Source organism: Planotetraspora silvatica (assembly GCF_016863315.1).
GTDB lineage: Bacteria > Actinomycetota > Actinomycetes > Streptosporangiales > Streptosporangiaceae > Planotetraspora > Planotetraspora silvatica.
Genome location: NZ_BOOQ01000015.1, coordinates 159,158 through 179,658, shown reverse-complemented (window position 1 = coordinate 179,658; position 20,501 = coordinate 159,158). Strand labels below are relative to the sequence as shown.

Here is a 20,501-nt window from a genome sequence, read left to right as displayed (position 1 = left end):
TGCACCGACGCTGTCCGTGATCATGCACGGGTTCGGGGATCGGCGTCGTGACCTGCGGCGTCACCGGCCGTGATCATGCACGTCTTCGGGCCGGTGAACGCTGGTCTGGGAGGATGTCGTTCGTGACCATGCAGTCCGGAAATATCCGGACTGCATGATCATGCGAGGAGTCCGCGCAGGTGGCGGGGCATGATCTCGAACCTGCGCATGATCACGAAATGTGAGGGGGCAGGTCACCGTGGATGATCGCGAAGGTGTGCATGATCACGGCGAAGGGGTGACGGCGGGGGAGTTGCTGGCGCTGGCTACCGACATCGCCCGTGAGGCAGGGGAGATGCTCCTCGCCAAGCGTCCCGCACGGCCCGAGGTCCTGGCGACCAAATCCAGCCCGACCGACGTCGTGACCGCCCTGGACAAAGCCGCGGAGGAGTTGATCCGCGCCCGGATCGGCCAGGCCAGGCCCGGCGACGCGGTACTCGGCGAAGAGGGCGGCGACACCCCTGGCGAGGGCGGCGCCCGGTGGATCGTGGACCCCATCGACGGCACCGTCAACTTCCTGTACGGCCTGCCGGACTGGGCGGTGAGCATCGGTGTGGAGGTGGACGGTGAGATCGTCGCCGGAGTGGTGAACAACATCCCCCGCGGCCAGTTGTTCAGTGCCGCCAAGGGCGAGGGGGCGTGGCTGGACGGAGAGCGCCTGTGGTGCAACACCGGTGTCCCCCTCGACCGGGCGCTCGTCGCCACCGGGTTCGGCTACGGAGCCGACCGGCGGCGCGTCCAGGCCGAGGTGCTCGCCCAGGTCATGCCGCGGATCCGGGACATCCGGAGGTCGGGTTCCTGCGCCATCGACCTTTGCTCCGTCGCCGCCGGCCGGGTCGACGCCTACTTCGAGCGCGGCACCAACTACTGGGACCACGCGGCGGGCGGGCTGATCGCGGCCGAGGCCGGCGCCAGGATCGACGGCCTGTACGGCAGGCCGGTCCATCCCGACCTGGTCATGTGCGCCGCACCTGGGCTGTTCGAGGAGTTGCACGACCTGCTGGCCCCGCTCGACCCTGACCACGACTGAGCGCCGCTCGACCACGACTGAGCGCTGCCCGACCCGGATCAAAGGCTGAGCGCCGGTCGAAGACGGCGAAGGGGGCCCGCCGTACTGGCGAGCCCCCTGAGGTGTGTGCCGTCCTATCGCTGGATCGGGATGCCGTGATCGTCGGCCAGGCGGCGTAAGTCCTCGATCTCGGCGGTGAGGGCGTCGGCGAGGAAAGCGTCTCCGCTCGACCGGGCCTCCTCGAGACCCTTGTAGGCCTGGTCGAGCCGGGATTCGATCGTGCTGGTGAACTCGCCCATCTCACCTTCTTTCTCGGGGCGAAACATGCCGTGTGCAGACCCCGCAGCGGATCCTGGGGAGGGTAAACCTTCCCCGGCGCACGACAATTGGGGTGTAGACCCCAGTACCCATTGACGGGCTTGCCGCAAACCACCCAATTCATGTGCTCTGCATCACGTGATCGCGGGGAACCGCTTACCGCAGGCTTACGCCGGGTGTTGGGAGAATGAGGACGTCATTCCAGCTGAGGAGGACCTACATGCGCGTACTTGTGGTGGAAGACGAGCGTGTGCTCGCGGATGCCATCGCGACCGGGCTGCGCCGCGAGGCGATGGCCGTGGACGTGGCGTACGACGGTGCCGCCGCGCTGGAGAAGACCGGCTACATCGACTACGACGTGATCGTGCTCGATCGTGATCTGCCGAAGGTCCACGGTGACCAGGTGGCACGCGAGCTCGTCACCCAGCGGTCGGGTTCGCGGATCATCATGCTGACGGCCGCCGGCGACGTGGACGACAAGGTCGAGGGCCTGGAACTGGGCGCCGACGACTATCTCGCCAAGCCGTTCGCCTTCATGGAGCTGGTCGCCCGGGTGCGCGCGCTGGGCCGCAGGTCTGCGCCGCCGCTGCCCCCCGTGCTCGAGCGGGCGGGGATCCGCCTCGACCCGGGCAAGCGACTCGTCGCGCGGGACGGCAAGGAGATCGCGCTGACCAAGAAGGAGTTCGCGGTCCTCGAGGAGCTGATGCGCGCCGAGGGCGCGGTCGTGAGCCAGGAGGATCTCCTCGACAAGGCGTGGGACGAGCACATCGACCCGTTCACCAATGTCGTACGGGTGACCATGATGACCCTGCGAAAGAAGCTCGGTGAGCCCCAGGCCATCGAGACCGTCCCAGGGGTGGGATACCGGTTGTGAACGGGCAGGTCGGCGGCATGGGCTTCCGCGGCCGCCAGGAGTTCGAGGTGACATGGTGAGCGGACCGGATGAATCCGGCGCCCGCCCGGGGGACAGGACGGAGAGCCCGCCGATGCTCTCCCCGCCCGCCGTGGCGCCGCGCGTAGAGGAACGTCAGCGGACCGAGGAACTGCCCGTCGCGGCAGGCGGCAGGCGGTCCGGGCCGGGTGCCGGCGGGCACTATCGCGGCCAGGTCCCGCCGCCTCCCAGCGGCCCGCCCGCCTGGGACGGACCGCCACCCCTCGTGGCCAACCCCGTGAAGGTAAGCCTCCTCGACCAGATCAAGGCCCTGTCGGACCGCATGAGCATCCGATGGCGGCTGACGATCACCTACAGCGCGCTCTTCTTCGTGGCGGGAGCCCTGCTCCTCCTCGTGATGTACCTGCTGGTACGGCCGGTTCTGACCAATGCCCTCGACCTCTACCTCACCGTCCCGGGCGACACGCCCCAGTGGCTCATCGACTACTGGAAGCAGGAGATCACGGTCAGGAACGCCTCCGTGAGCGACGCGGTGCTCGGCGCGCTGGTCACCCGCGGCCTCCTGGCGCTCCTGGGTGTCGGCGTCATCGCGCTCATCCTCGGGTACGTCGTGGCCGACCGGGCGTTGCGCCCGATCAAGCAGATGACCGCCACGGCGCGGAAGCTGTCCGAGACGTCGCTCGCCCACGAGCGCATCGACCTGACCGGACCCGACGACGAGCTCAAGGAGCTCGCCGACACCTTCGACGCGATGCTGATCAGGCTCAACGCGGCCTTCGACGCCCAGCGCAGGTTCGTCGACAACGCCTCCCACGAGCTCCGGACGCCTCTCGCCATCAACCGGACGGTTCTGGAGGTCGCGCTCGCCGATCCAGAGGCGTCCGAAGACCTGAAGGTGCTCGGCCGTACTCTTCTGGGGACCACCGCGCGCAATGAGCGTCTCATCGAGGGGCTGTTGTTGCTCGCGCGAAGTGATCGGGAGTTGTCCGTACGCAAACCGGTGGACATTCAGGAGGTCGCGAGGACGGCCATCGACCAACTCGCCTCGTTCGCGGCGGAGGAAGAGATCGCCGTCGAATACGACCTTCATCCCGCGACCACGACAGGTGATCCGGTTCTTCTCGAACGCTGCGTTTCGAACCTGATCGAGAACGGCATCAAGCACAATGCCGGTCCTTCAGGAAAAGTGTGGGTCCGGACGGGAATTGTCGACGGGGGTGCCGTTGTTCAGATCGCGAACACGGGACCGCATGTCCCCGCGTACGAGGTGGACAGTCTGTTCGAGCCGTTCAGGAGACTGAACGCCGACCGGATCCAGTCGGCCAAAGGCGCGGGTCTCGGCTTGTCCATCGTGCGCGGGATCGTCCGTGCGCACGGCGGATCGGTGAGCGCCGTCCCCCGTGACGGCGGAGGACTCGTGATGACGGTGCGTCTGTCGGGGGTCGGGGTGACCACCGGTGGGGTGCAGTCGGCGCGCTGATGGAGCGCCCGCGCCGCACATGTGGTTGGATGTGCCGTCGAAACGCGGTGGGTCATACCGTCGATACTGTGGTTTTCGCCATATTTGGCTAACCAGAGCCTAGTGCGGGATGCCCCTCTCGTGTTGGGAGGTTGAGTGTTCGTCGATGCGGGTACCGATTGCAAATCTCCCGGCGGCGACGGGCACAATTTCCGCCTCCCGAGCGTTGAAGACGCGCGACGTAGGCGCAGACAGATAGATGAGGGGGATGGAGTACGCAAATGGCAACCGACTACGACAGCCCGCGCAAGACTGATGACGACCTGAATGAGGACAGCCTTCAGGAGCTTCAGGCGCGGCGCAGTGACAAGTCGTCGGGCAGCATCGACATCGACGAGACGGATCTTGCCGAGTCGCTCGAGCTGCCGGGGGCTGATCTCTCCAACGAGGAGCTGTCTCTTCGTGTGATTCCGCGGCAGGCGGACGAGTTCACCTGCTCTCGCTGCTTCCTGGTGCATCACCGCAGCCAGCTGGCCTCCGAGAAGAACGGTCAGCAGGTCTGCCGAGAGTGTGCGGCCTAGGAGTCTCTTGAGGAGGGTCCGTTGACTCCCGAAACGGATCGATCGAACGAAGAGGTCGCCGACCTGGTCGGCAAGCTGGTGGCCCCTGAGGAGGCGGACGGGGCCGAGCGGCGTCGGCTGCTCGGCCGCCTCAGCAAGGCGCTCGCGAGGTCTGCGAAGAACGCCCGCGGGTCAGGTGCGGGGCGGGGACGATGGTTGGCCGACGTGTTCGTCAACATCGCCCAGCGGCTGCCGATCCGCGACTACGCGACCTTGCAGGAGCATCATTACGGCCTGACGGGAGAGCAACTGGCCGACGATCTGGTCCGTACAGCGGCGAAGGCCACGACGGCCATCGGCGCGGTGGGGGGAGCCCTCGCCGCCGCCGAGTTCGCGGCCCCACCCCTGCTGCTGTCCGCTCCGGCGCAGCTCGTGGCCGAGACGCTGGTCGTCGCCGCGATCGAGGTCAAGCTCCTCGCCGAGTTGCACGAGGTGTACGGCGTGTCGGTCGAGGGCAACGGCTCTCAGCGGGCGGCCGCCTACACCATGGCCTGGTCGAAGCAGCGTGGTGTGAACCCCCTCACTCCCGGCTCCGCCACCTTCGCTCTGGGGGCGGCGGCGAAGACGGCGCTGCGCAACCGCCTGATGCGGACGCTCGGCCGGCACCTCACCACCCTCGGCCCTTTCCTGACCGGCGCGGTCGCCGGTGGCGCGCTCAACCGGGCGGCCACCAAGAGGCTCGCGGAAGCCGTACGCGCGGATCTGCGCCGGCAACGGGCCCTGCCTCCCGCCTGATTTCCGGCCTGTCCCTCGCCTGATCTGGGGCAGGCCCGTGAAGCCCGGTAGCGAAGTATGGCCAATTGGTCTAAACCTCTTGGCGGGTGGCTGTGAGCTGCGTGAGATCATCCTCACATCGCCCTTTGCGAATTGTGCACGTCCTTACGGGTATGGGCGATCGCAGTGGCCTTTCATATGGTGGGGCACAGGCGACCCTGGAGGGGCTTCATGCATGGCACCAGCTCGTTTCTGATCGTCGCGAACCGGCTTCCCGTGGACCGCGTGGGCGAGAAGGAATGGCGGCGCAGCCCCGGCGGACTCGTCACGGCGATCGCGCCGGTGATGCAGCGGCGCAACGGGGCCTGGCTCGGCTGGACCGGCGCCGCCGAGGAGGAGCTGAAACCCTTCGACGACGACGGCATGCACCTGATCCCGGTGCCGATGTCCGCCCTCGAAGTCGAGCTCTACTACGAGGGCTTCTCCAACGCGACCCTGTGGCCGCTTTACCACGACGTGGTCGCGGCCCCGGTCTACTCGCGAGTGCTGTGGGACGCCTACCGGGCGGTCAACGACAGGTTCGCCCGCGCCGCCGCGGACGCCGCCGCCCCGGGGGCCGTCGTGTGGGTGCAGGACTACCAACTCCAGCTCGTGCCCGCCATGCTGCGCAGGCTGCGCCCCGACCTGAAGATCGGGTTCTTCCTGCACATCCCGTTCCCGCCCGCGGAGCTGTTCTGGCAGCTTCCCTGGCGCAACGAGATCCTCGAGGGACTGCTGGGCGCCGACCTCGTCGGATTCCAGCGTCCCGGTGGCGCCTCGAACTTCATCCGGCTCTGCCGCCGCCTGCTCGGCCTGCAGAACCACCGCAACGAGATCCTCGTGGACGGCCGGACCGTCCGGGCCGACGCGTTCCCGATCTCCGTGGACTTCGGCGAGCTCGACCAGATGGTCCGCGAGCCGCGGATCCAGGCCCGGGCCAAGGAGATCAGGGCGGAACTCGGCGATCCCGAACATGTGCTGCTCGGGGTGGACCGGCTCGACTACACCAAGGGCATCGGCCAGCGGCTCAAGGCGTTCGGCGAGTTGCTCGGCGACGGCACGGTCAAGCCGGGCGAGGCGGCGTTCGTGCAGGTGGCCACGCCCACCCGGGAACGGGTCGCGGAGTACATCCGGCTGCGCAACGACATCGAGCTGAAGGTGGGCCGGATCAACGGCGAGCACGGCATGCTGGGCAGCCAGCCCATCACCTATCTCCACCAGTCGTACAGCAAGGCCGAACTGGCGGCGCTCTACTGCGCGGCCGACGTCATGGTGGTCACCCCGTTGCGTGACGGCATGAACCTGGTGGCCAAGGAGTACGTCTCCTGCCGGCACGACCTGCGGGGCGCGCTGGTGCTGAGCGAGTTCGCCGGGGCGGCCGACGAACTGCGGCAGGCGTTCCTGGTCAATCCGTACGACATCGAGGGGATGAAACGGGCCATGATCGCGGCCATGCGGGCGACCCCGCACGAACTGGGCCGCAGGATGCGCTCACTGAGGCGCAGGGTCGCCACGCACAACGTCGACAAGTGGGCCAGCGACTTCCTCACGGCCCTCGACGCCCACTAGGGCTGGAGGTCCTTCGCCGCGTCCTTCCACGACCGCCACTTCCTGGCGGCGGCGCGGGTGGCCACGATCCGGGCGACCTCCATGCCGAGGCCCATCACGACGGCGTAGGCGATGGCCTCGCCGAGGCTGATCTCCAGAGAGTCGGCGCTCGCCGGGGGTTTCTTGCCCGTGGACTTCTCCCAGGCGTACGAGAGCACCTTGCGTGAGGCGAAGCCCACGGCGAGCCCCACGAGACCGCCCACGATCCGCCACTGCATGTCGGGCTTGTCCGCGTCAGCCCGCGTATTGTCCGCCATGGTTCCTCCTCAGTGATGACCTTAGTCTCTACCCATCGCAAACACCCCCACGCCATTCGGCGTGATCATGCACACATTCGTAGATCTCCTTCCCGGCCAGCCCCTCCCCGGGTCGTGATCATGCACAGGTTCGCGGAAGTGCGCCCTGACCTGCCACTTCACCGGGCGCGATCATGCACAGGTTCGGAAACATGCCCTCTGACCTGCGCAGAAGCCGAGTGTGATCATGCACAGATTCGCGAATGCGCCGTCTGAGCAGGTGCGGGCTGCGCCGTGATCTGGCAGTTCCGCTGTCATTGTCAGATCACGGATGGTGTTTCTGCACATCAGGGCATACGTCTGGGAACCCATGCATGATCACGGAGCGGAAACGGCCAGGTCGTGGCATGTTTTTCCGAATCCGTGCATGATCACGCCCGGTGGCGACGCAGGTCAGGGCACACTTCCGCGAACCTGTGCATGATCACGCCCAGGGGAGGCGTGCATACCTCATGTGGACGCTGCGTTTGTGGCAAATGCAGAGCGTGAACAAAAGGCGTGCGCGTTCGGGCGGAGAACGTGCCAGGCTTGACGCGTGATCTCGCCTAGTGAGCGTGAAGACGCCGCGGTTCCCCGCGTTCTCGTCACGCTGGCCGCATGGAGTTGGCGCATGCTGCTGCTCGGCGCGATGATCTATGTCTTCGCGTTGATCATCGGGCGGCTGAGCTTCGTCGTCCTGCCGGTGGCCATCGCCTTCCTCCTCACCGCACTGCTGTTCCCGATGACCAGGCGGCTGCGCAGCTTCGGCCTGCGTCCCATCTACGCGACGTGGATCACCATGCTGTTCGGCCTGGCGATCATCGTGGGCGTCGGCTTCATGATCGGTCTGCGGGCCAACGAGGAGTTCCCGCGGCTGGTCGAGCAGATCCAGCTGACCGCCCGGAGCGTGCAGGACTGGTTGCTCCACGGGCCGCTCCAGCTCAAGGAGGCCCAGCTGGCCGACATGGTCGACCAGCTGACCCAGCAGGTCAACGACCAGCGCAGCCGGATCACCGACACCCTGCTCACCGGGGCCACGGCGATCGTCGAGGTGCTCACGTCCATCGTCTTGATGTTGTTCGTGACGTTCTTCCTGCTCAAGGATGGCGACCGCATCTGGGCCTGGTTCCTGTGCGCGTTCGGCAGGACGTCGCCGCGCGTCGACCGCGCCGGGCGCGCCGCCTGGGTCACGATCTCCCACTATGTCCACGGCACCGTGACCGTCGCGGCCATCCACGGGGTCGTCATCGGAGTCGTCCTCGCCGGCATGCAGGTCCCGCTCTGGGCGCCGCTGGCGGTGGTGGTGTTCCTGGCCAGCTTCATTCCGATCGTCGGCATCTTCTTCGCCGGCACCATCGCGACCCTCGTGACGTTCGGCTCGCAGGGCTGGCTGTACGCCCTGATCTTCGTGGGAGTCCTCGTCGTCGAGCAGCAACTGGAGAACCATGTTCTCCAGCCGCTCATCGTCGGGCGGGCCCTGGCGTTCCACCCTCTCGCGATCATCCTGGTCCTCGCCGTCGGCGGTGTGCTCGGCGGAATCGCCGGAGCCGCGGTGGCGGTGCCCGTGACGGCCGTGATCTACCGCGCACTGCCCGAGCTGAGGCGCGCCCGGCCCGCGACCCCGCCGCAATCCGGCCCGTCCTCCGGCGAAGCCGCGGGGACAGACGAGACGCCGTCCCCGGAGGTCCCTCCGCAGGCCCCGGAACCCTCCTCGGAGCGGACACGGCCGGACGTGCAGCCGTCGGTTCCCGAACCCACCGCCCCGGATCGGGAGCAACCGTCGTCTAACGCGGGAGGCGCGGTGTCTCCGCAGCACAACGGGTAGGGTCTTGCCTCATGAGCGTTGAGGTCCTGATCCATCGGCTGGACGCCGGGCTGCCGTTGCCGTCGTACGCCCATCCCGGTGACGCCGGGGCGGACCTGTGCGCCACGGTGGACGTCGAACTGCTGCCCGGAGAGCGGGCCGTGGTGGGAACCGGGATCGCCATCGCGCTTCCCGACGGCTACGCGGCGTTCGTCCATCCCCGCTCAGGGCTGGCCGCCAAGTTCGGCATCACGCTCGTGAACGCGCCGGGGACGGTGGACGCGGGGTACCGGGGGGAGATCAAGGTGACCTTGATCAATACCGACACCAAAGAGGCGGTACGGCTCAAGCGAGGCGACCGTATCGCCCAGTTGGTCGTCCAGCGTGTGGAGAAGGCGGCGTTCCACGAGGTGGAGCGTCTGCCGGGATCGGCGCGCGGCGCCAATGGATTCGGATCCACGGGCAGCTGAGAGCCGTGAATCGCGGCAAGGCATATAAAGGCATATAGAGGAGTGTGAAGGACGTGTTCCGACGCAGGCGAAGCGCGGAGGTGGAGGCGGCACCGGCCGTCTCGGAGGACCGGCCCGCTCCCGCGCGGACATCGGGCCCGTGGGACGCCCAGGAGGGCTACCCGGAGGCCGAGCGGGTCGATCTCGGAGGTCTCCACCTCCCCATCGGCCCGGGGTTCGAGGTGCAGCTCAGCCTGGCGGGGGACCAGATCGACGGTGCTCTCGTCCTGGTGAACGAGAGTGCGCTCCAGGTGCACGCGTTCGCCGCCCCCAAGCGCAGCGGCATCTGGGACGAGGTTCGCACCGAACTCTCCCGTGAGGTCGTGGCCGTGGGCGGCACGGTCCAGGAGCAGGAAGGTCCGTTCGGCACCGAACTGGCGGCCGTGGTCCCGACGCAGGGTCAGGAGCCGCAGCCCGTCCGGTACATCGGGATCGACGGCCCTCGCTGGTTCCTCAGGGCGGTCATCAGCGGGCGCGCGGCCGTTGACGCCGCCGTGGCCGAGACCCTGGAGAACGTCGTCAGGGACATCGTGGTGGTCCGGGGCGAGGAGCCCATGGCCCCCAAGGACCCGATCCAGCTCAGGTTGCCGGCGGAGGCCAGGCAGGCGATGGAGGAGCAGGCCGCTCAGCAGCCGAAGTACCCGTTCGAGCGCGGCCCGGAGATCACCGAGACGCGCTGACGACCCTGCCCGCGGTGCGGAGATCGTCCATCCTTGTCCTTTAGGCTTCGGATGTGCTCAAGTAGTCTGCGATGAGAGCGTCCCCTACGCTTGAAGGCATGATGACGGGTCCTCTGAACTGCGAGCTGGGAAGCTGGTGAGCGACCGATGAGTACGCCGGAGCCTGCCAAACGAGGCGGACTGCGGGGTTTCTTTCAGCGGCTGGCCACCAGCCAGGCCGACCTTGAGGCGGCTGAGCTGCGTGAGGACCTGGGGCGGCAAGGAGCCACCCCCATCGCCGCGTGTGGCGAACGCCGCCGGTTCTGTGTGGCGGGTACGCTACGTACCGTGACATTGCGGCCGCGCGGGGGTGCGCCTGCTCTGGAGGCCGAGCTGTACGACGGGTCGGATGTGATCGACCTGGTCTGGCTGGGCCGCCGGAAGATCGTCGGAATCGAGCCCGGCCGCGTCGTACGGGCCGAGGGCCTGGTGAGTTTCCAGGACGGCCGCAAGGTCATGTTCAATCCTCGCTACGAGCTGCGCCCTGCTGGTGGCCCTTGATCTTTCAGGAGACGGTATGAGCACAGCGGACACGACGGCCGCGCCGGAGGCGCACGCGACCGTTGAGTCGGCCGTCCGTGCCCAGCTGTCGAAGGCGCTGGGCGGCAAGCGGGGAATCGTCGAGGCGGCGGTTCCCACGGTCGCCTTCACCGCGATGTGGATCACGACCAACGAGCTGAAGACGTCGCTGATCGTCAGCATCGCCGCTTCGGTGGTCCTCCTGGTCGTACGGCTGGTCCAGCGGAGCACACCGCAGTTCGTGCTCAACAGCCTCGTGGGCATCGGCGTCGGCGCCTTCTTCGCGGCCCGCACCGGCGAGGCCAAGGACGTGTTCCTGCCGGGCATCTACTACAACGGCGTCTACGCCGCGGGGATGCTCTTGTCGATCATCGTCCGCTGGCCGATCGTCGGCTTCCTCGTCGGATCGGTCACCGGCGACCCGACGGCGTGGCACAAGGATCCCGGCCTGGTCCGCCTCTGCACCCGGCTGACGTGGCTGCTGATGTTGCCGTGCCTGCTGCGTGTCGTGGTGCAGCTTCCGCTCTACTGGTCGGGCCAGGTGGCCACCCTCGGCATCGCCAAGCTCGCGCTGGGCTGGCCGCTCCAGGTCGCCGGGCTCGCCGCGATGCTGTGGCTGCTCACCCGGGGCCGCACGCCCCTGCAGCCCGCTCAACCCGGTACGGCCAGGCCCGCGAGCTGAGCACGGCCGCCGCCGAGGCGGCGGCCGTACCCGCGGATCGGCCTGTCAGTGGGACGAGAGCAGGTGGGCGAGCTCGTGCTCGACCTCCTGGTTGGCCACGAAGAGCAGTTCGTCGCCCGCCTCCAGCGGATCGTCGGCCGAGGGGACGAGCACCCGTCCCTCGCGGAGGATGGCGACCAGGGCGGCGTCCTCCGGCCACGGCACGGAACCGGCCCGCTGCCCGACCACGGGCGCGTCCTCGGCGAGGGTGAGCTCGACGAGGTTCGCCTGGCCCTGGCGGAAGGTCATCAGCCGGACCAGGTCTCCGACGCTCACCGCCTCCTCGACCAGCGCGGACAGCAGACGTGGGGTCGAGACCGCGACGTCCACCCCCCATGACTCGTTGAACAGCCACTCGTTCTTCGGGTGGTTGATCCGGGCGACCACGCGCGGCACGCCGTACTCGGTCTTGGCGAGCAGCGAGACCACGAGGTTGACCTTGTCGTCGCCGGAGGCCGCGATCACCACCTGGCAGCCGTTGAGCCCCGCCTCGTCGAGCGAGGAGATCTCGCAGGCGTCGGCGAGGAGCCACTCGGCCCGGGGGACGCTGTCGATCTTGATGGCTCTGGGGTCGATGTCGATGAGCAGGACCTCGTGGCCGTTCTCGAGCAGTTCGGCCGCGATGGAGCGGCCCACGGCGCCTGCGCCCGCGATGGTGACGCGCATCAGTGCTCCTCGTCCGACGGCGCGCTGGACAACACCTTGTTGATCCGCTCCATGTCGTTCTCCGCCGCGATCAGATGGAGGATGTCGCCCTCCTGGACCACGGTGTCGTCCTTGGGCACCAGTGCCTCACCCATGCGGTTGACGAAGGCCACGCGAGCGCCCGCGGCGCTCTCGACGGCCATGCTCCGGAAGCCGATCCACCCGGGATGGAAGGGCACCTCGGCCAGGATCACCGTGCCCGTGGGGTCGCGCCAGAGCGGCTCCGCGCCCTCGGGCAGGACCCTGCGCAGGATCTGGTCGGCCGTCCAGCGGACGGTGGCGACGGTCGGGATGCCGAGCCGCTGATACACCTCGGCCCGGCGGGAATCGTAGATGCGGGCGACGACGTTCTCGACGCCGAACATCTCCCGCGCGACCCGCGCCGAGATGATGTTGGAGTTGTCGCCGCTGCTGACGGCGACGAAGGCGGCCGCGGACTCGATGCCGGCCTCCCCGAGCACGTCGCGGTCGAAGCCCATGCCGGTCACCCTGCGGCCGCGGAAGCCCGCGCGGAGCCTGCGGAAGGCCTGCGGGTCGCGGTCGATGATGGCGACCGAATGGCCGTTGTCCTCGAGAATGTGGGCAAGGGTCGAGCCGACCCGTCCACATCCCATGATCACGATATGCATACTCTCCCGCCGTGGGTTTGTGGCGGACTCCTGTTGCAGACAGTATGTCGCGCTCTCGTCCAGACCATGTGCGCCGGGAGGGCCGTCGCGTACTAGGCTCAACAGACGTGTCAAAGGTGACGGATCTTGTCAAACGGCTCCTCGTGGGGCGCGCTCTCCGAAGCACGCAGCTCCACGATCAGCTGCTGCCCAAACGCGTGGCCCTACCGGTCTTCGCGAGCGACGCGCTGTCCTCCGTGGCCTACGCGCCGCAGGAGATCCTGGTCATCCTGTCACTGGCAGGTGCCACTTTCTACAGCTACAGCCCGTGGGTGGCGGCCGCCGTCGTCCTCGTGATGCTGGTCGTCGTCGCGTCGTACCGGCAGAACGTGCACGCCTACCCCAGCGGTGGCGGCGACTACGAGGTGGCGACCACCAACCTCGGGGCGAACGCCGGGCTGACGGTGGCGAGCGCGCTTCTCGTCGACTACGTGCTCACGGTCGCGGTGTCGGTGGCCAACGGCGCCGATTACGTGGGCGCCACAATTCCGTTCGTGGCCGAGCACCGTCCGCTGGTGGCGATCGGGATCGTGGTCATCCTGACCGTCATCAACCTGCGCGGCCTGCGCGAGTCCGGTGTCGCGTTCGCCATCCCCACCTACGCCTTCATGATCGCGGTCATCGGCATGGTGCTGTGGGGCATGTTCCGGCTGCTCGTGCTCAGGGACGATCTGCGGGCGCCGACGGCCGACTACAAGATCGTGTCCGAACAGGCGGACCTGGCCGGGTTCGCCCTCGCCTTCCTCGTCCTGCGGGCGTTCTCGTCCGGGTGCGCCGCCCTGACGGGCGTCGAGGCGATCAGCAACGGCGTGCCGGCCTTCCAGAAGCCCAAGAGCCGGAACGCGGCCACGACCCTGCTGCTGATGGGCGGTATCGCGGTCACCATGTTCAGCGGGATCATCTTCCTGGGGCTCAAGTCCGGGGTGAAGGTCACCGAGCCCGCCAACGCCGCCAGGGACATCCTGATCAACGGCCACCCGGCCGGGGCGGGCTACTACCAGCAGCCGATCATCGCGCAGGTCGCGTCGGCCGTCTTCGGCGACGGCTCCGCCCTGTTCGTGGTGATCTCGGCGGTGACCGCGCTGATCCTCTTCCTCGCCGCCAACACGGCCTTCAACGGCTTCCCCGTGCTGGGCTCGATCCTCGCCCAGGACCGCTACCTCCCGCGCCAGCTCCACACCCGGGGTGACCGCCTCGCGTTCAGCAACGGCATCGTCCTGCTGGCCGCCGGTGCGGGACTGCTGATCTGGGCCTTCAACGCCGATGTGAGCAAGCTCCTCAACCTCTACATCGTCGGTGTCTTCGTCTCGTTCACGCTCAGCCAGCTCGGCATGGTCCGGCACTGGACCCGTCACCTGAAGACCGAGACCGACCCCAAGGCCCGGTTCCGCATGCTGCGGGCGCGGGTCATCAATGGCTTCGGCGGCATCATGACCGGCATCGTGCTGGTCGTCGTCCTGCTCACCAAGTTCACCCACGGCGCGTACATCGTCTGCATCGCCATGCCCGTCCTGTTCCTGATGATGAAGGGCATCCGCCACCACTACGACCGCGTCGCCGCCGAACTGGCCGCGCCGGAGGACGGCGAGACCGATGAGTCGATGCTCCCCGCGCGCAACCACGCCGTCGTGCTCGTCTCCAAGGTCCACAAGCCGACGTTGCGCGCCCTGGCGTACGCCAAGGCGACCCGCCCCTCGACCCTGGAGGCGGTCACGGTGAGCGTCGACGCCGACGAGGCGGCCAGGCTGCAGGAGGAATGGGACCGCCGGGGCATCCCCGTGCCCCTGAAGATCCTCGACTCGCCCTACCGCGAGATCACCGGCCCGGTGCTCGAGTACGTGAAGTCGCTGCGCCGCCGTTCCCCTCGCGACGTGGTCAGCGTCTACATCCCCGAATACGTCGTGGGCCACTGGTGGGAGCACCTGCTCCACAACCAGAGCGCGCTGCGGCTCAAGGGCCGGCTGCTGTTCAAGCCCGGCGTCATGGTGACCAGCGTGCCGTGGCAGCTGGCCTCCTCCGATCGCCTCAAGGGCCGCCCGGTCGGTCTCGCGCCCGGCGCGGCCCGGCGCTCATACTCGGCGCCCGCGCCGAAGGACGATCAGGTCAAGGCATGATTGACCGCATGACATGCGAAGGAGGCCACGGTGCCGGTTGAGCTGACCGTGGATCGAGTCGCCAACGGCGGCTGGTGCGTGGCCAGGCACGAGGGCCGCGTGGTGTTCGTACGGCACGCCCTGCCAGGGGAGCGGGTCCTGGCCGAGATCACCGAGGAGACCGCCCGATTCCTCAGAGCCGACGCCGTCGAGATCCTCAAGGCCTCCCCTGACCGGGTGACGCCGCCATGCCCCTTCAGCGGGCCCGGACGGTGCGGCGGTTGCGACTGGCAGCACGCGTCACTCGACGCGCAGCGGCGGATGAAGGCCGACGTCGTCGCCGAGCAGCTCCAGCGGCTGGCGGGACTCGAGTGGAAGGTCGTGGTCGAGGAGGTGCCGGGCGCGCCGGACGGGCTCGGCTGGCGCACGCGTGTGCAGTTCGCCGTCGACACCGACGGCTCCGCCGGGCTCCGCCGCCATCGGTCCCACGACATCGAGCACATCGACCGGTGCCTGATCGCCCACCCCGCCGTCGAGGAGGTCGGAGCCGAGACGCTCAACTGGCGCGGCGGCGCGTCGGTCGAAGTGGTCGCGGCGGCGGGCGGCGACCGGGCGGTGATCGTGGAACCCCGGCCTCACCGCCGCGTGGCCGTACCGGATGTGGACGCGTCAGTCCTCCTCGACGAGGGCAAACGCGGAACGCGCGCGCTCCGGGGACAGGCGTCGCTGGTCGAGCGGGTCCGCGACCGGGACTTCCGGGTGACGGCGAGTGGTTTCTGGCAGGTCCACCCCGGGGCGGCGGAGACGCTGCTCGACGCGGTGCTCGACTTCGCGCAGCCGAAGGAGGGGGAGTGGGCCCTCGACCTCTACTGCGGCGCCGGCCTGTTCGCCGCGGGCCTGGCTCGTGCCGTAGGGCCCGAGGGCGCGGTCCTGGGGATCGAGTCGGAGCCGCAGGCCGTCCAGGACGCCCGCTGGAACCTGCGTGACCTGCCACAGGCCACGTTCGAGCGCGGCCGGGTGGAGGAGGCCCTCGACCGGCTGGACCTCGAGGTGGCAGATCTCGTCGTCGCCGACCCGCCCAGGGCCGGTCTGGGCCGTCCGGTCGTCGACCGCGTCGCGTCGTTGCGCGCGTCGCGGATCGTCTACGTCTCCTGCGACCCCGCGACCCTGGCGCGCGACATCGCCTGGTTCGCCGGGCACGGCTATCGCGTCGACGGGCTGAGGGCGTTCGACCAGTACCCGATGACCCACCATGTGGAGTGCGTGGCGCTGCTGGTCAAGGAGCCGATCTAGCCCCTGACCCGCATGGTCCCTGATCGCCGGCGGGCATGCCTGGCGATCGGGGTCCTGGGATGCCGGCCGAGCCCCTTCTCCGAAGTCGTGTACACGGGACAGGTCGTGTACACGGGACAGAAGGGCACCGCGGACACGGTCGCCAGACGCTACGCGAATCGACCGTCCGGCCCAAGAGCCGGCAGCCCGCCGGCAAGACGTGACCGCCTGGTCCGATGGACCGAAGCCGGGCGGACCTTGAAGAGTCGGAAAGCGCTCAACGCCCCGTCGGTCCCGTGATCGGAATCCTCGCCATGCGGCCTCAACGGCACCGGGCAGGCGTTCTGCCTCACAGGGATGCGCGCGACCGGCGGCACTGCCTATGTGCTGTGCGTAAAAGCCTGACCTCCGGCTTGATGCTCGCCGGGACCGCGGGCTACCCGTTTCCGCCCCCTCCCTCCTCTCATGGCACATGCGTCGGCCCGTCCTCCGGGGGCCGATCCACCGGTCTGATCAACCGACGTCCGCGGGAAGGTCACGTGGCGGTCGGGGCGCTGAGCAGGCGAAGGACCTCGTCCGCCGGCCGGGCGCCCCGGACCGACAGCCAGGCGAGCCCGGTCCTCGACCGGAACGCCATGAGCCTCTCCGCCTCGGACACGCTGAGGTCGTCCGGGCTCACCAAGACGGGGGTGAGCCCCATCCGCTGCCAGCCCGCCCGGCCGCCGACCCCGAGGGCCCGCTCGAGCTGGGCGTGTGCCGCCCTGGCGGCGACGGAGAGCCTGCGCAGGTTGTCACGGGAGCCGGGGACGAACCTCATGAGCAGGTTGACGGTGTCGATCTCCGCTCCCGCCTCGTGGGTGGCGCGCAACATGTCGGCGTGGGCGGGCGCCAGACCGTCCTCGGTCACGGGGAGCGTGAAGGTGACACCGAGCGGGCGCCCGGCGTCCTGGGCCTCGTGCTGGAGGGTCGCGATGACCACGCCCCGGCGCTCGACGGTGGCTCCGTCGCCCTGGTCGCCGAGCTCGAAGTCGATCGCGATGGGCTGGAAGGCGTCGATCATCTGCTGGTAGGCCGCCGTCAGGCGGGCCTGGCTCGGGCAGGTCGCCGACAGCTCCGGTCCGTACGGCCCGCCGAACGCCAGCCCGGCGTCCCCGCCCTGCGCCCGCAGCCGGTCGATGCGATCGGCGACCAGGTCGTCCCTGCCGGGTGCGCCGTCCCAGATGGGGGAGCAGCCGTCGAGCCCCGCCGTGAGATGGCCGACCATGTACCACCGGATCCCGGTGCGCCGCGCGTTCGCCGACAGGTCGAACCTCGGGTTGCGGGTGGCGTCCACGAACCCCACGTAACCGGAAGGGCCGCTGGTGTGGGTCCTGCCGGGCGCGGGGGCGCCGGAGGGCTGCGCCGGAGGCGTTCCGGGGCCGGTCGTCAGGGGCGGCTCCGCGGCCGCCAGCGACCTCGTGGGCTCCGGCGCCGAGCCCCAGTCGGCGCGCATCTGTGCGGGAAGCAGCCAGAGGGCGACCCCCGTGGTCGTGACCAGTGCGACCGCGCCCAGCATCACCAGGAAACGAGGTGGGTTCCCCGCCTCGCGGGTATGCCGTGCCGAATCCACCGTTCGCCACCCTCAGTCGTCTTGTGACTACGTTGCGCACAGGAGGCTTGCACTTTAGCAATCGCTCTCAGGGGCGGAGGGGATAATGTGCGGATGAAATTGAGGATCTTCACTGAGCCGCAGCAGGGTGCGACCTACGACGACCTGCTCGTGGTGGCTCAGGCCGCCGAGCGGCTGGGGTTCGACGCGTTCTTCAGGTCCGACCATTACCAGCGGATCGGTCCGGGCGACCCGGGCGTCGGCTCGACCGACGCGTGGGTGACGCTGGCGGGCCTCGCGCGGGAGACGTCACGCATCCGGCTGGGCACGCTGGTCACGCCCGCGACCTTCCGGCTTCCGGGTCCGCTCGCGATCAGCGTCGCCGGGGTCGACCAGATGAGCGGCGGCCGGGTCGAGCTCGGGCTCGGCACCGGCTGGCTCGACGACGAGCATCACTCGTACGGCATCCCGTTCCCTCCGGTGGGGGAGCGGTTCGAGCGGTTGGAGGAGCAGCTGGAGATCATCACCGGTCTCTGGTCGGCCACCAAGCCCTACTCGTTCGAGGGCACCCACTACAGCCTGGTGAACTCTCCGGCGTTGCCCAAGCCGGTCCAGAGCCCGCGCCCGCCGCTCATCCTGGGCGGTTCCGGTGCACGGCGGACGCCCCGGCTGGTCGCCCGGTTCGCCGATGAGTACAACGTGCCGTTCCGCACCGTGGAGGAGACCGGCGCCGCCTACGGCCGGGTGCGGGCGGCGTGCGAGGAGGCCGGGCGCGACACCGTGCTGCTGTCGGCCGCCCAGACCGTTTGCGTGGGGACGGACGAGGCAGAGATCGCCCGGCGGGCCGAGGCCGCCGGCTCCGACGTGGCGCAGCTGCGCAGGGGCGGGCTCGCCGGGACGCCGGCGGAGGTCGTCGACAAGATCGGCGAGTTCGCCGGGCTGGGCGCGGAGCGGATCTACCTCCAGGTGCTCGACCTGGCCGACCTCGACCACCTGGAGCTGCTCGCCGCCGAGGTCATGCCGCACGTCTGAGCGGCGGACGCCGTACTCCCGTGTCTGGGTGCGGGGAACGCTCGGCCGTGTCTGGGGTGCGGGGAACGCTCGGCACGTTCTGGGCACAAATCGGTCGCGGACGAATGGGGCATCCGGCACACTTTGCCGGGTGCTCCTCACCATCTCGACGACCCTGTCGCCGGCCACGGATCTCGGCTTCCTCCTGCACAAGCATCCAGACCGCGTGCAGGAGTTCGGCCAGTCGTTCGGCACGGCCCGCGTCCTGTATCCCGAGGCGAGTGAGCATCGGTGCACGGCCGCGCTGCTGCTGGAGGTCGATCCGATCCGGCTCGTCCGATCCCGCGGGAAGTCGTCGCCCGACTTCTCGCTCGGGCAGTACGTCAACGACCGGCCGTACGCCGCGTCGTCGCTGCTCGCGGTCGCCCTCGCCGACGTGTTCCGTACGGCGAGGACCGGGCGGTGTGCCTCCCGGCAGGAGCTCGCCGACCGGCCGATCCCCCTGGAACTCGGCTTACCCGCGCTGCCCTGCAGGGGTGGCGCCGACCTCGCGCGCAGGCTGTTCGAGCCCCTCGGCTGGCAGGTGGACGCGACGGCCGTGCCGCTCGATGAGAACTTCCCGGAATGGGGCGACTCGCGCTACGTCCGGCTGACGCTGCGCGGCGAGGTCCGCCTGGCCGACGCGCTCAACCATCTGTACGTGCTGCTTCCTGTGCTGGACGACGCCAAGCACTACTGGATCGCGGGCGACGAGGTGGACAAGCTGATCCGGGCGGGCGGCGGCTGGCTGGGCGCCCATCCGGAGCGCGTGCTGATCACGCGCCGTTACCTCGGCCGCCGCTGGGCCCTGGCCCGTACGGCTTTCGCCCGCCTGGCCGAGATCGGCGACGACGTCGAGGAGTCGCTGGAGCCGCCCTCCGAGGAGGAGATCACGGAGGCGCCGTCCGTCGACGACGCCGATGATGCGCCGACCGCGGCCGGTGATGTGGCTGAGGCTGAGGAGCTTCCGGTCCTCGAGCCGCGGACACCACTGAACACCATTCGGCGTGACGCGGTCGTGTCGGTGCTGGAGGAGATCGGCGCCCGTTCCGTGATCGACCTCGGCTGCGGTCCGGGGCAACTGGTGTCGGCGCTGCTGAGCCGGCCGTCGTTCGCCAAGATCACAGGGGTGGACGTGTCGGCGCGGGCGCTCGCGATGGCCGCGCGGAAGCTCAAGCTGGAGCGCATGGCGGACGCCAAGCGGGCGCGCCTGGAGCTGTTCCAGGGGTCGCTGACGTACACGGACGCCCGGTTCGCCGGACATGACGCGGCCGTTCTCATGGAAGTCGTCGAGCACGTCGACCCGCCACGGCTTCCCGCTCTGGAGCGGGTGGTCTTCGGGGTGGCCAGGCCGCGCCATGTCGTCGTGACCACGCCCAACGTGGAGTACAACGTCCGATACGAAGGCCTGGCGGATACGGATGGCGGGCCCTCACGCAGGCGTCATCCGGACCACCGGTTCGAATGGACCAGGGCCGAGTTCACCACGTGGGCGGCGGGAGTCTGCGAGGCGTACGGGTACGAGGTGACCTTCAGGCCGGTGGGGGAGGACGACCCAGAAGTGGGCCCGCCCACCCAAATGGCCGTCTTCCACCTCCCCACCCAACCCCCTCGCCGTGATCATGCACAGATTCGGTGATCATGAGGATGGCCTCCCCCTTCATGGGTGGTGATCATGCACAGGTTCGTGGAATCACCCCCTGACCGGCGCGGGCGCGGATCGTGATCATGCGCGGATTCGTGCGCACCCGCTCCTGGCTGCGGAGATGTCCTTCGTGATCTGGCACCGATCGGGTGCGTGCATGATCACGAAATGAGTTCGGCCAGGTGGAACCGTGCGACAACGAATCTGTGCATGATCACGACGGAGGTTTGGGCTG

Annotated in this window: 20 protein-coding genes; 15 read left to right on the top strand and 5 right to left on the bottom strand. The window is 68.9% G+C overall.

The genetic code is table 11. The features are described 5' to 3' along the window. The first annotated feature begins 238 nt into the window (after nt 1-238). On the top strand, nt 239-1,069 hold the full coding sequence (locus tag Psi02_RS13280) for an inositol monophosphatase family protein (protein WP_275415191.1): 831 nt from the start codon (nt 239-241) through the stop codon (nt 1,067-1,069). A 113-nt stretch (nt 1,070-1,182) separates the two neighbouring features. Here the strand turns inward: Psi02_RS13280 and Psi02_RS13275 are convergent, their stop codons facing one another. Further along, a complete protein-coding gene (locus Psi02_RS13275) occupies nt 1,183-1,347 on the bottom strand; it encodes a hypothetical protein (protein ID WP_203973922.1) in 165 nt (54 codons plus the stop codon). Between the two features lie 239 nt (nt 1,348-1,586). Between Psi02_RS13275 and Psi02_RS13270 the strand changes: the two genes are divergently transcribed. The 5 genes from Psi02_RS13270 (at nt 1,587) to Psi02_RS13250 (ending at nt 6,659) form a co-directional block, all read left to right on the top strand. Beyond that, entirely contained in the window at nt 1,587-2,240 is a 654-nt protein-coding gene (locus Psi02_RS13270) for a response regulator transcription factor (protein WP_203973920.1), read from the top strand. A gap of 52 nt (nt 2,241-2,292) precedes the next feature. After that, a complete protein-coding gene (locus Psi02_RS13265) occupies nt 2,293-3,738 on the top strand; it encodes a sensor histidine kinase (RefSeq protein WP_373317628.1) in 1,446 nt (481 codons plus the stop codon). A gap of 260 nt (nt 3,739-3,998) precedes the next feature. Then, a complete protein-coding gene (locus tag Psi02_RS13260) occupies nt 3,999-4,298 on the top strand; it encodes a DUF4193 domain-containing protein (protein WP_030505490.1) in 300 nt (99 codons plus the stop codon). 21 nt (nt 4,299-4,319) lie between these two features. Continuing rightward, nucleotides 4,320-5,072 carry a hypothetical protein gene (locus Psi02_RS13255; protein WP_239094851.1) on the top strand — a complete coding sequence of 251 codons (753 nt, stop codon included), beginning with the start codon at nt 4,320-4,322 and terminating at the stop codon, nt 5,070-5,072. Between the two features lie 210 nt (nt 5,073-5,282). Further along, nucleotides 5,283-6,659 (top strand): alpha,alpha-trehalose-phosphate synthase (UDP-forming), encoded by a 1,377-nt coding sequence (locus Psi02_RS13250; protein ID WP_203973918.1) that lies wholly within the window; start codon nt 5,283-5,285, stop codon nt 6,657-6,659. Here the strand turns inward: Psi02_RS13250 and Psi02_RS13245 are convergent. Beyond that, nucleotides 6,656-6,955 carry a DUF4235 domain-containing protein gene (locus tag Psi02_RS13245; RefSeq protein ID WP_203973916.1) on the bottom strand — a complete coding sequence of 100 codons (300 nt, stop codon included), beginning with the start codon at nt 6,953-6,955 and terminating at the stop codon, nt 6,656-6,658. The two genes, Psi02_RS13250 and Psi02_RS13245, sit on opposite strands and share 4 nt — an antisense overlap. A gap of 574 nt (nt 6,956-7,529) precedes the next feature. Between Psi02_RS13245 and Psi02_RS13240 the strand changes: the two genes are divergently transcribed. The 5 genes from Psi02_RS13240 to Psi02_RS13220 all read left to right on the top strand — a co-directional run bounded on the left by Psi02_RS13240 (nt 7,530) and on the right by Psi02_RS13220 (nt 11,206). Then, nucleotides 7,530-8,798, top strand: coding sequence for an AI-2E family transporter (locus Psi02_RS13240; RefSeq protein ID WP_239094850.1), 1,269 nt, complete (start codon nt 7,530-7,532; stop codon nt 8,796-8,798). An 11-nt stretch (nt 8,799-8,809) separates the two neighbouring features. Further along, nucleotides 8,810-9,247: a dUTP diphosphatase gene (gene dut, locus Psi02_RS13235; RefSeq protein ID WP_203973914.1), complete on the top strand. Its 438-nt coding sequence runs from the start codon at nt 8,810-8,812 to the stop codon at nt 9,245-9,247. Nucleotides 9,248-9,300: 53 nt separating this feature from the next. Next, nucleotides 9,301-9,966 carry a DUF3710 domain-containing protein gene (locus Psi02_RS13230; protein WP_203973912.1) on the top strand — a complete coding sequence of 222 codons (666 nt, stop codon included), beginning with the start codon at nt 9,301-9,303 and terminating at the stop codon, nt 9,964-9,966. A gap of 327 nt (nt 9,967-10,293) precedes the next feature. Continuing rightward, on the top strand, nt 10,294-10,506 hold the full coding sequence (locus tag Psi02_RS41295; protein WP_425564535.1) for an OB-fold nucleic acid binding domain-containing protein: 213 nt from the start codon (nt 10,294-10,296) through the stop codon (nt 10,504-10,506). A 16-nt stretch (nt 10,507-10,522) separates the two neighbouring features. Next, the gene (locus Psi02_RS13220; protein WP_203973908.1) at nt 10,523-11,206 is read left to right on the top strand and encodes a DUF3159 domain-containing protein; all 684 of its coding nucleotides are present in this window, start codon (nt 10,523-10,525) and stop codon (nt 11,204-11,206) included. Between the two features lie 45 nt (nt 11,207-11,251). Here the strand turns inward: Psi02_RS13220 and Psi02_RS13215 are convergent, their stop codons facing one another. Beyond that, complete coding sequence (locus tag Psi02_RS13215; protein ID WP_203951507.1) at nt 11,252-11,911, bottom strand: potassium channel family protein; 660 nt, start codon at nt 11,909-11,911, stop codon at nt 11,252-11,254. Beyond that, on the bottom strand, nt 11,911-12,579 hold the full coding sequence (locus Psi02_RS13210; RefSeq protein ID WP_203951506.1) for a potassium channel family protein: 669 nt from the start codon (nt 12,577-12,579) through the stop codon (nt 11,911-11,913). The genes Psi02_RS13215 and Psi02_RS13210 overlap by 1 nt, the downstream gene beginning before the upstream one ends. Before the next feature lie 107 nt (nt 12,580-12,686). Between Psi02_RS13210 and Psi02_RS13205 the strand changes: the two genes are divergently transcribed. Continuing rightward, nucleotides 12,687-14,732, top strand: a complete 2,046-nt coding sequence (locus tag Psi02_RS13205) for an APC family permease (protein WP_203973907.1) — start codon at nt 12,687-12,689, stop codon at nt 14,730-14,732. 30 nt (nt 14,733-14,762) lie between these two features. After that, complete coding sequence (locus Psi02_RS13200) at nt 14,763-16,004, top strand: class I SAM-dependent RNA methyltransferase (RefSeq protein ID WP_203973905.1); 1,242 nt, start codon at nt 14,763-14,765, stop codon at nt 16,002-16,004. 514 nt (nt 16,005-16,518) lie between these two features. Here Psi02_RS13200 and Psi02_RS13195 read toward each other — a convergent pair. Next, complete coding sequence (locus Psi02_RS13195; RefSeq protein ID WP_203973903.1) at nt 16,519-17,592, bottom strand: hypothetical protein; 1,074 nt, start codon at nt 17,590-17,592, stop codon at nt 16,519-16,521. 93 nt (nt 17,593-17,685) lie between these two features. Between Psi02_RS13195 and Psi02_RS13190 the strand changes: the two genes are divergently transcribed. Both Psi02_RS13190 and Psi02_RS13185 read left to right on the top strand, forming a co-directional pair. Continuing rightward, a complete protein-coding gene (locus tag Psi02_RS13190) occupies nt 17,686-18,603 on the top strand; it encodes an LLM class F420-dependent oxidoreductase (protein ID WP_203973901.1) in 918 nt (305 codons plus the stop codon). 130 nt (nt 18,604-18,733) lie between these two features. Then, nucleotides 18,734-20,260 (top strand): 3' terminal RNA ribose 2'-O-methyltransferase Hen1, encoded by a 1,527-nt coding sequence (locus Psi02_RS13185; RefSeq protein ID WP_203973899.1) that lies wholly within the window; start codon nt 18,734-18,736, stop codon nt 20,258-20,260. The last annotated feature ends 241 nt before the right edge of the window (nt 20,261-20,501 follow it).